The sequence below is a fragment of the Mongoliitalea lutea genome (genome assembly GCF_014652135.1).
GTDB lineage: Bacteria > Bacteroidota > Bacteroidia > Cytophagales > Cyclobacteriaceae > Mongoliitalea > Mongoliitalea lutea.
The window spans coordinates 262473-273823 of the sequence record NZ_BMYF01000003.1 but is presented as its reverse complement, the minus strand read 5'-3'; the positions used below and the strand labels follow the sequence as shown (position 1 = coordinate 273823).

8 protein-coding genes are annotated in these 11351 nt (G+C 35.6%); 5 read left to right on the top strand and 3 right to left on the bottom strand.

Annotated elements, in window-relative coordinates:
- Nucleotides 1-90: 90 nt before the first annotated feature.
- From IE080_RS04070 to IE080_RS04060, 3 genes are all read right to left on the bottom strand, one after another.
- A complete protein-coding gene (locus tag IE080_RS04070) occupies nucleotides 91-951 on the bottom strand; it encodes a hypothetical protein (protein ID WP_189579159.1) in 861 nt (286 codons plus the stop codon).
- Nucleotides 952-1024: 73 nt separating this feature from the next.
- On the bottom strand, nucleotides 1025-2425 hold the full coding sequence (locus tag IE080_RS04065) for a TlpA family protein disulfide reductase (RefSeq protein ID WP_189579158.1): 1401 nt from the start codon (nucleotides 2423-2425) through the stop codon (nucleotides 1025-1027).
- Nucleotides 2426-2466: 41 nt separating this feature from the next.
- Nucleotides 2467-4500, bottom strand: a complete 2034-nt coding sequence (locus tag IE080_RS04060; RefSeq protein WP_189579157.1) for a BspA family leucine-rich repeat surface protein — start codon at nucleotides 4498-4500, stop codon at nucleotides 2467-2469.
- Between the two features lie 267 nt (nucleotides 4501-4767).
- On the opposite strand from IE080_RS04060, the gene IE080_RS04055 reads away from it, so the two are divergent.
- The 5 genes from IE080_RS04055 to IE080_RS04035 all read left to right on the top strand — a co-directional run bounded on the left by IE080_RS04055 (nucleotide 4768) and on the right by IE080_RS04035 (nucleotide 11330).
- Nucleotides 4768-5352: an outer membrane beta-barrel protein gene (locus tag IE080_RS04055; protein WP_189579156.1), complete on the top strand. Its 585-nt coding sequence runs from the start codon at nucleotides 4768-4770 to the stop codon at nucleotides 5350-5352.
- A 1-nt stretch (nucleotide 5353) separates the two neighbouring features.
- Nucleotides 5354-6322, top strand: a complete 969-nt coding sequence (locus IE080_RS04050; protein WP_189579155.1) for a hypothetical protein — start codon at nucleotides 5354-5356, stop codon at nucleotides 6320-6322.
- A 7-nt stretch (nucleotides 6323-6329) separates the two neighbouring features.
- Nucleotides 6330-7715, top strand: coding sequence for a hypothetical protein (locus IE080_RS04045; protein WP_189579154.1), 1386 nt, complete (start codon nucleotides 6330-6332; stop codon nucleotides 7713-7715).
- Complete coding sequence (locus IE080_RS04040) at nucleotides 7712-8467, top strand: hypothetical protein (protein WP_189579153.1); 756 nt, start codon at nucleotides 7712-7714, stop codon at nucleotides 8465-8467. The genes IE080_RS04045 and IE080_RS04040 overlap by 4 nt, the downstream gene beginning before the upstream one ends.
- A gap of 88 nt (nucleotides 8468-8555) precedes the next feature.
- Nucleotides 8556-11330: a tetratricopeptide repeat protein gene (locus tag IE080_RS04035; RefSeq protein WP_189579152.1), complete on the top strand. Its 2775-nt coding sequence runs from the start codon at nucleotides 8556-8558 to the stop codon at nucleotides 11328-11330.
- The last annotated feature ends 21 nt before the right edge of the window (nucleotides 11331-11351 follow it).

Here is an 11351-nt window from a genome sequence, read left to right as displayed (position 1 = left end):
TAATTTATGTTGTCGTAAACACAAAGTACACAAAATAGGGTAGGTTTAAGCAATTGAATCTACCCTTATTTTAAAATCGTTTCTCGGACACTAGTGATTTTGAATATTACCTGTTATGGTAGTGAGGTCAGGCGGATAATAGGGTTTTATAAAGCCTAAGTAACTACCTGACAGTGGTAAAGCCACACCTTCTTTAGGATCAAAGCTTTCTATCCGTACGCCTACGACAGCGGCTGTAGTGTTAAAAAAATCCCTTCTAAAAGTGTAAGTATTTGAAGTTTCATTAACAATATCAGACCATTTATCGGGTGGTAAGTTATTTACTCTGTAAAAGCCACCCCCTGCCGCATAGGTAGGATTCCATGTAGCTCGGTTGGTAAAAGGTTCCATTGTAGCTGAAATAAAATCAAATTCATCAATCACTCTATCAATTGCTAAACCTATAAAAGGGCCAATAAGGTCATAATTCAAATACCCATTGATTCGGATACTATTTTCTATTGCTAGTTTAAGATCTTTTACCTCTTGAAATGTGTAAATTGCCTCCTTTATACTATTGATGACTGTTCTGTAGTATGGTCTTCTGATATGAGGGAATGCTAATAATGAAAAGTACAGCGCTGTTTCTTTTGAATTCAATACAAAGTTGGGATCATTAATTTGTGGAATACCAAAATATATAGGTTGATTATTACTATTATTTTCTGCAAATACCACTGAATGACCGGCCAAAGCAAATGAATTTGTTAAGTCAATGGGCGACATATCTAATTCAGAATAAACCAAAATATCCGTGTGATTTAAGTTATTAGGTAATTCAATTTTTCCTTTCAAATCTTTTGGAAATTGATTGGAAGACTCAGAAGCATTTTCTAATTCTATCTCCTTTATACATCCTGTCAAAAAAACTAAGCCTGCCAATAGGCTAAATAACGTGTACAATGATCTCATAACAATTTCATTAAAAGTGTAATTCTATTAGTCTTTACTATTCTACAGCATTAGCTGCTTAGTTGAATTACATTTATTCTTCTACCTTGTTTCCTTGTACCAGAAACCAATCCACCCAGGCATCCATCTGAGCGACGGAATTGGGGCGTAGGATAATCGTTTGTTCACTATCCAGCAAGAATAGGGTAGGGGTAGCGAAGACATAGTAGTCTTCCACCACTGGTCCGTCCCATTTTTGAAAATCACAATAGGTGATAAATGGATACTCCTTACTGATTCTTTCCACTGTGCTAGGGTCTGTTTCCAGGGAGACATAGAGTACTTCCAAACCTTGAGAGCGCCACTTTTCATACTGCTGTGCGATTTTGGGAATCTCTTCGTTGCATTTGGGACACCAACTAGCGCCAAAAACCACCAAGGTATAAGGTGTCTCAAAACCTGATAGTTTATTCACCCGATTTTGTGCCTTACCTTGATAATAGCTTAGACCTGTTAGGGAAATATCTTTTGCTTGGTTGCCGAGCTTCATGGCCCGATAGGTTTCCAGCTGCCTGGCCAAGTCAGTATTTACTGTACAGGCAGTTTCATTGAGGACACTAATGGCTAAATGTTCCGAGGCTTTAAATAAACTGTGTCGCTCCAATAAGTCAAAGAGGTAATTTGTAGCCTCATTGAAGATTTTTTCATCTTGTATCAAGGAAGCCAAGAGAGCATCAATCGAGAGACTCATTTCTTCAAAAACCCCTTCTATATCTTTGCCACTGTTTTCCAAGAGCCAAAACTGACTTTCCAATACATCCCTAAATAGCCCACTTTTATACAAGCGTGGATCGGCATAATTGATCCTTCTAAACGCCTGAATGACGGAGGGGATTTCCTCTGTCCGCTGCTGTGCCACGATGGGTACTGAACTCACCAACTTTCGCATAGGCAGGTACCATCGAACGTAGCTTTCCTCAGGCAAGGCATTGATAAAGGCTTCATCCTCTTTTTTGATCCGCTGCATTTCTGCTACGATATGGGCTTGAGGAGTACTCTGGTTTTGAAAGACAGGGTCGGTGGCATATAGATTCTGCAAATAGGACCATGCGCTTAGTGCCTGTTCCCTTTTGGGTTGAGCTGTTGCATAAGCTACAAAAGCTTTGTTTTCTTCACCCTTGGATACTGTCAATGTTTCTTTTTGCCCGAGACTTTCTCCATGCAGTTCAATATCTTCTCCTGTTAACAATACAAATAAGGGTTGATTATCGGTTGACATGAGAAAGCCAACACCATAATCGTTCCTTGCATACGAAAGAGTAAAATTGCCTTGCTGATCAATTGTGGTCTGAGATACCATATATGTTTTCAGCCCATCAAAACTTTCTAATCTGATTTCCTGATTAGCCAACTGCACTAAAGAGCCGCTGATGCTTTGTCCCAAAAGAGGGGATGAAAATGTTATATAAACTAATAGCCAACTATATTGATTCATAAATTTTAATATTACACCTTACTTTGATTTTTTTAGGAAAATTAATTTTTTATGCAGCGCACTGAAAAAGCATTATTTCGATCGGCTGTAAGTCCGCCAGCACCAGCAGGACTTATGTTCATAAATGACATTCCTTTTGCTTTGGATCCGTTAAATGAACTACCCCAATAATCCCCTCTCGTACCTAATCCAGAAAACACAAGGGTTCCAGTAATGATTACACGCGAACCAGCCATAGGTAACTTTAAGTTTGATTCAAATGCACCTTGAGAGTTATCGATTGTCCAGCTTCGATACTCAGCTTCTAACTCTTGAGATGTAGGTAAACGGTAGCCATTTGGACACGGGTTGTTTATTCCATTGACACCTTGCCATAATTCATCATTTTGTGGACTGCGCCAATCCCAAGGGCTAGTAGTTTTTAAGATAAAATCCCCATGCCCGGGCTGGTCTGTACTACTCAAAACTGTAGTCGTTCCTGAATTGCGGCACTGATGTCCATCAGCACCCCGTCCCCATTGATAGAGGTCGCCAAAAGCTAATTGATCTGTGCTACTGGTAGCCACTCTGCTGGCGCCAAGGTTTCTATCCATCCAAGTTCTCCCTGTCACAGGGTTGGTGACTTCTACCACTTCTGTAGGCACACCATTGCAATGCACATATCCCACAGGCCATAAATCACCTGTTTGCGAATCGCTTGGACAAGTTCCCCACCTTGGTTTATTTGCGGAGGTAAGCGGTGAATCTGTGGAAAATGCTTGAGGTTCTGAAGGAATATTGATGACACACCAATTGGAAATATTTTGATTGAAGCTTGATTTGTTAAACATCCCAAACATTTCAATTACATTACTTACATCCCAATTGCCAATTGGTTGATTAAATTGAGAATTCCAAAACATTCCGGTCATATCCTTCACCTTACTTACATTCCAATCACCAATGGCTTGATTGAATTCAGAATGAACAAACATCCCACTCATATTCAGGACATTGCTAACATCCCAATCTTTTATAATTTGATTAAATTTATTTAAATTTTGTTCATCACCTCCAAACATTGACCTCATATTTGAAACCTTATTGACATTCCAATTTCCTATGAATTGATTAAATGAAGAACGGTAAAACATAAATTCCATGTTCTCTACCTTAGAAACATCCCAATCTTCAATAGCTTGATTGAACTCTGAAACTGAAAATAGACTTACCATGTTGATTACTTTACTTACATTCCAGTTCCCAAGAGGTTGATTAAATCTAGAAAACAGAAACATGTTTCTCATGTCAGTTACATTACTCACATCCCAATTCCCAATTGGTTGATTGAAAGGATTCAATTGGGATAAAGTACCTGCAAATAATTCTGACATATCTGTCACCAAAGTAGTACAAAGCTTGGTCATATCTACACCTTGGTCCCTTCTTTGACGGATTAATTGATTATCTACAGACTCGTATAAAACGCCATTGATAAAACCTTTGTCCCCAGGTTTGGTCTCAGGACAAAGGCAGGTGATACCATTTTCATGAAGGAAAAACTTCTTGTTTTCCACAAATTTTGCCAGTACACTTGTGGGCTGATCAATCGTTAGTGTTTGGGGAACAGTATTTCCACTCAAATCACCCCCCCAGCCATCAAACTCCCAACCTTCTTCAGGTTTAGGAGTAAGTTCGATTACAGTCCCATGAGGGAGATCTCTCCCGTTAGGCATACTCACTATTTTTTCTTCTACCGTTCCTCCACCTTCTATGCTTATGGTAAGTGGATAGTTTCTCCGCACAAAGACTGCTGTGATCGATTTATTGGTATCCATAGTGATCTGAAGGGGAGTGGCACTACCGCTTTCATCTCCATCCCACTGTTGAAATACCCAATGCTCATTTGCCTCAGGTGTTAGGGTAACTGTTGTGTTTTGATTGTATTGATCCGCCTGTGGCGAAATGGATACCTTTCCAGCTTCTGTTGGCGTTACATTGACTGTTAACGTAAACGTAGGTGCTGTTGGGTCTTCATTTTCGCAAGCGGTAAAAATAGCAAGAGCAAGAAGTGGGATAAGTAGAAAATTTCTCATATATAATTTAGTTTGAAAACCTTTTTTATTTGTTTAAAAAGGTGTCTAAAAATAATTTTTTTGCTGGGTAATATTTCGTTGACCTTGTAGAAAGGTTGAAAAAGTTTGTAGAAAGTTAGATTTGTCAAATCCTTAAAAATGTCTCTATTTTTTTTGCTAAAAATCTTTTTTACAATTTTTAATTTTACATAATTGCAATATTCTTTAACAAATGGTAGACACTGCAAAACTACTTTTTTTGCAATGCTACGCCTAAAAATGTGAACGATGAAATTTAATTTGATTTTCGGTTGTGTGTTTTTTCTGTTCCTTTTTGAAGTAAAAGCACAATTAAATTTTGGACCAAAAGTAGGTATCAACACAGGTATTGAAAGCTATGAGCAACTAACAGAATTTAAAGATTTTTCCTGGTCTGGATCCCATGTTGGTGTTTTTGGAAGGGTAGACTTTTTATTTCTCTATGTACAGCCAGAGCTTTTATATTCAATGAATCAATTCCAAAGCTCCTTGATCAATGATGATGGAACTACTTCCTTTATCGATTACAAAACCAATCGAGTGGATTTTCCTATTATGGCAGGTTTTAGATTTTTCAAATTTCTTCGGGTTGGGGCAGGCCCGATATTCAGCGTGGTAACCTCAGATAGTTCAACAGGTATGACCAATAATTCCATTGGATTCAGTAATGCCACCGCAGGATTTCAAGTCAATGGGGGTTTTGATATTTGGAAATTAATTATTGATTTGAAGTATGAGTCTGGGGCAGGTGAATTGGCTGATAAGATTTTGGGTGTAGAAAGTGACTTTAGACCTAATCAGTTTATTGTAAGCATTGGTATAAAACTATTTTAATATGAAAAGAATTTTATTTTTACCTGTGTTCTTCTTGTCTCTTTGTCTTTTTGGTCAGTCAGCATATGACGAAGTTTACCTAGTGGATAAAACCAAAAAAATTGGCATTGTCAAAAGTATAGATGAATTTCAAATTATTTTTCAGGAAAAAGACAATCAGGAGAAAACCACTATTCGTCTTTCAATCATTTGGAAAATACTCTATTCTAATGGATATGAGGAAGTTTTTAACAATCCATTGCCTGAAGATTTGATACCCTCTGAAAATGGAAGTAAAGAAAAATCAAAAGGTGTTTCTAAACAGGTAGATTCTAGCGTCAAGTCAAAATCCACTGGCTCAAAAACTACTTTCGCTGATTCAGGCTTACTTGAAAGATTAGCAGACAATCAAGATTGGAGGTCCTTGGTTGGTGTTGATTTTGGTGGATTTTTTCCGATTATTTTTGGACCTAGTTCTTGGATTAGTGCAAAAGATGGATTGGCACTTTATTATGGTTTTGGAGCAGAAGTTGCTCTATCAATTGATCCTATAAAATATTTAGGTATTTCTATTTCTCAAGGTTACATGAGTCATCAGTCCTATCTTCCGGCATCCGAAGAATCCTCCTCAAGAGAAAGAATAAGCCTAATTAATAGTCCCACTACTATCAAATTAAATCTTTATCCTAAAAAAGATATCATTTTGACAGGAGGTTTTCAATTTTCAACTATAAGCATTTCACAATCTAATCCTGAAATAACAGGCCAATCAATGTCGGGTTATACGTTTGGATTGGGGAAATTAATACCTGTGGGAGCTAATAAGAATTATCTATCGTTAACTGCCAATTTTAACAGTTTAAACACTGACAGTTTTCTATTTAAATTAGATAGAGATAAATTCCCTGATTTAGACCCCCTTGAGTTAGAGTTCAATTCTTTACAGACGGTAGACATCAAACTTAAATTTCATTTTGGAATCATTAAATAACTGAAATATGAAAATTTTACAAGCTGTATTTACATGTTTGCTACAAATGCTTGTGGTAGTCAATGTATTTTCCCAAGAAACAATTTACACTACAGATGGGGCTATCATTGAGGCTGAGATTAGCGCAATTGATGGGAAATCAGTTTCATTTAAGCCAATTAAAAAAAATGCGAAAGCCACTGTTTTAAAACCAGAGCAGATTTCAATTATCGTATTTGAAAATGGGCATTACCTGACTTTTCCAAATCCAAAAATGTCAATGGAAAGTATTAAGGAAAAGAAAACCTTACCCAATGATGTGATTTTAACCAAATACGTTGACGTATTAGAGGGTACAATTACCAATACAACATCTGAAAAAATTGACTTTTATAACATAAAATCCAATATGCAAACCTCGATTAAATTGGATGAAGTACTGATGGTCATCAATAAAAATGGAGATCATACACTGTATAGAAAAGCGCCAGAAATCAGGGTTTTTTTAGAGCATATGCAACCTGAAGTAATTGCATTGATAGAAACAGCTCCAAGTAGTATTTCAGCTGCCTCTTCATCACCTGGACGACCAGCCCATTTATCAGGCAATCCACAGACCAGTGCAGCTAGTGTTTCCACTCAATCATATGCAAGCGAAAGTAGAGGCAATAATCTTGCACAATCAGAAGAGCGATATAGTCCTCCGGCTGCACAACAATCAGCTACCGTCATGGTTCAATCAACTGGAGCGGCATCTGCTACTGTTGATAATGTAAGTCAAAGCGGACAAAATTCAGGTGTTCAGGTTACGCAGCCTATGCAAAGCCCACAACAAGTACAAAGTGGAAATATAAATGGTACAACCGCTAATTCTAATTTCAATCGAAATGCCTCAACTAATCGACCAAGCGAATTAACTGATATAGATTTCGATGAATTCAGTGATAAGGCACTTCAAAAGATTGAAGATTTCACAGGTTATCTAGGTATCATCGCAAGTAAGGAAACGTACCCTGAGTCTGCTAATCAGGCAATCGAATTAGCGATAGAGCTGTTTGTAAGTGAGGACGTACAGGTAGAGGTTTCTACAGCCGGATTTTCATCAAGTATGAAAAGAAAGATTAGAGACTACTTAAATAGATTGAAGTTATTAAAATATGATAGGGTTGATATTCAATGGGCGAATATAAACTATGTTTCCAATTTTAGAAAAGCTCCTGATGGAAATTATTATGGTACCGTATCGGTTCAACAAACTTTTAGAGGTTATAAAGACAACCAAGTCGTTTATTCTGATGTAACAACTAAGGATGTGGAGGTTGTTATTAAAGGGATGGAAAAATCAGTTCAGGGGCAAATTGAAATGGTTTGGGATGTATTATTATCGGATATTGGTGTAGTAGATACAAAATGAAACGTCTCTTACTGATACTAGTTATTTGTGTTGCTCAAACCTACCAATCTTTTGGTCAGGGGTTGAGCAATACCTTTTATGATGAGGTTTGGTCTGTAAAAGTCAAGCAAATTGATGACTTTGTCGATAGATTCAATAACGAGATTAACTTTTTAAAAAATGGCAGCTTGGTAAAAAATAAGTTTTCTCCAGAAACTCGGCCTAAGCTTCTGTCAAGCCTTGTCAATTATGATAAGGTAAAAGATCAGTTACTAGTGGAGGATTTTATACAATGGATTTATAAAGAAGAGTTTTTTTTACAACTAGGTAAAGACAATATTCAGTGCGAATTGAATGTGGATGCTTTCTATAAACAGAAAAAATTCAATCTAGATCTCATTCTAAAGATAGAAGTTTTAGAAAATGGAGCAATGAAATGGGTAATTTCTGATGCTAAGTCAACATCTTTTCCATGGAAGACCATCGAACAAAACCCTAGTAAATTTATCAATCCAAGTAATCACAATTTGCGGTTTTCCAACCTTTTTAAATTAATCAATGAAGGAAATGATATTCAAGGGATGTTTGCAAATGACTTTGAACTAAATAACTTTAGCATTATCGTGCATGAAATTATTGAAGGGAATCTTGAAATTAAGGAAATAAAAAAGATTGACTACAGAATCTCCATAGATGAAAAGTTTAAGTTTTTAGTTTCTTATTTCGATGTTCCAAGTACTCCATCAGGTTGGTTAATCTCAGAAATTTATTAAGAATAAAGAGTTTATGAAGAAGTTTTATTTGTTAGGTTGTTTATTTCTTACTTTTCACTTTGCATCAATAGATTCCATAGCGCAAACCATGGAAGAAAGGGATGTTAAAGAAATAAGGAGCAAGGCTCGTTTGATTGTAAAAGAGTATGAGGGCTTGCTAAATTTAATTTCCAACAATCAAATGTATGATACCGAAATAGAGGAAATCATCAAAAACTCTCTTGATCCCAACAATGGAAATAAAATTTTTAAAAATGAAAAAGTCATTATTGAGGACGACCTTAATCCTGATTTAATTGCAAGAAGAAGAAATACTGAAATAGGAAGCTATTTGTCAAATTTCAACCTGCAATATGTAAAAACAAGTGATTTTTCAGTGAGTTTTGATAATATTGAATTGTCAGATGTATATTTTAAAGATCATTATTTTTTAATAGCAACGGTGGATAGAATTTTTAAAAGCACATATGGAAAAGAGGGGAAAACCTATGAGCCTCTAAAAAGAGCCATTGAAATGGAAGTTTTTAGGGCTTCTAATGGTAAATGGGCTGCAACAATTACTAGCATCATTGCTGTACAGCCAAATCTATTTACACAATTAGCTTCATCCAAGGTTGAGATTCTACCCTCTTATAACCCCATCTTAAGTTTGTCAAATGATTTGGAGTCAACAGGTTCGGATTCGGGAATGCCATTGGTAGCAGTAGGGTACGACGAAGAATATTATTCGATTTTAAGGAATGCAGAAAAGGCATTTAATGAAGAGCGTTATGATGATGCTATTCAGCTTTTTGAACAAGCGCGAGCCATCAAAAGCTATGACTCTTATAATACCTTAATGCTTGGACGCTCAAAACGATTATTTGATGTTCAAAACCTGAATACGAAAAGTGATTTAATGAATCTTTATTTTCGTCAAGCAATGGCAGCAAATGCTAAAGGTGAAATCGAAATAGCTATAGGAAGAAATAAAAAGATTTTAATGCTAGAAGATAATAAGGCTGCTCAAAAGAGTTTAGACTTTCTTGAAGCAAGACTACGTGCCAAAGAAGATGTAGATTTTTTATTGACTCTGCCAGCAGATAAAAAACTCGTAAAAGAGATTTCAAAGAAAACTAGGGGTAAAAATAAAAATATAGAATATGAACTTGGAGTAGCTTTGGTCATGCGAAAAATGTATGAACAGTCAAGAAATTCTAAGGAATTAAAGCCTATTTTAGAGCCACTTGATATTTTGTTGAAAAAAGAACCAGAATTTGTAAGAGCTAGAGTTCAGCGAGCAGAAATTTTTACCTTGTTAAGTGATTACAAAAATGCTATTAAAGACTTCAACTATTTAATTGATAAAAATAATAATGAATATTTATTTTATGTAGAAAGAGGTAGAAGACACCTTTTGAATGGAAATGTTCAAGCTGCAATTACGGATTTTGGACAGGCCAATACTATTAATTCAAATGCTCCTGATGGACACTTCGAGCTAGGGAAGATTTATCTTGAGACAGCAGTTAACTTTGAAGAGGCGGAATTCCACTTCCGTCAGTGTATCAAAGCACAGTACGCAAATCCAATATATCATTATTATTATGCGCTGGCTGTAAAAAATACGGATGCTCTAAGAGGGCTTGAGCATTTAAAAATAGCTAGGGAATTAGATAATGAATCTGCATTGGAAAAACAGATCGAAAGAGAAATTTCGTTTGCAATGCAAATAGCCGAGACTTTTATGTATAGGGATAGTTTAGATTTTGCTACGGAAATTGTTGAAAAAGCGTTAGAAGTAAATAATAATTCTATTTCTGCATTACTTCAGAAGTCGATCATGCTAAAAAATGATGGAAATTTCCAAGAAGCGATACCGATTTTAGAAAGATTATTGGCAACTAACCCCAACAATTCTAAAATTCAATATGAACTTGCCCAAAATTACTCCCTAAATGGAAAGTTTGAGCAATCGTTTCAATTATTTTCTAAGTTAATCAAATCATTAGAGGATTCCAAAAAGCGATATATGAATAGTGCAAATTGGACCTCGACGGTATCTAATGCATATGATTTAGAGTTGGAAAAAAGCTATAGAGGCCTAGCAGATCTTTTTTTTAAATATAATCAATTTAATGAAGCTATAGATTATTACATGAAGTCAAAAAATATTGCGAGGCGAGACGAATATCCGGTTCTGATGATTGCTAAATCTTACCTAGCTTTGGGCCAACAAAAGGAAGCAGCTAATTATGTAGCGGAGGGTTTACGGATTAATCCAATTAATACTGAATTGTTTTATATAAGGGGCTTGATAAATTATTCTCAAGAATATTTTTCTAATTCCATTAGTAGTTTCACTCAGGCACTTACAAATGAAAAACTTAAAGATAATTGCAATTACTATTTAGGAATGGCTTATTATAGAGATGGTAATTTCTCTGAAGCTTTAAAACATTTACGTCAAGTAAGATTGAATTCTGAGTTTTCAGAAAATAGTTTAGAATATGGCTTTTTAGCATCTTTAAGTGTGAATAGCCCAGAAGATATTCGATATTTTTTGACATCCTTAGAAAGAATTGATTTGGGTAGAGGACAAAAAAATAAATTTGAATCGCTCTCAATAACAAAGAAATTGTTTGAAAATAGCCTGGACGAAAGTGAAGCAATATTGTTTTTAAGAAATGAGCCAAATAATGCCCGAGTGCTGTATGCTTTAGCCGTTTTAAACTTTAAGAAAAACTCAAAAGATAATGCATATAATTATCTTGAAAGAGCTTTAAGAACTAAGCAATTGTATAAAGCCGATCTATATCTCTTTCCTCAATTTGAAAATTTTGAAGATAGAAGAGTGAATAAAATTATTAAAGATTATTTGTAGAAAATATTGTGACACTAAAAA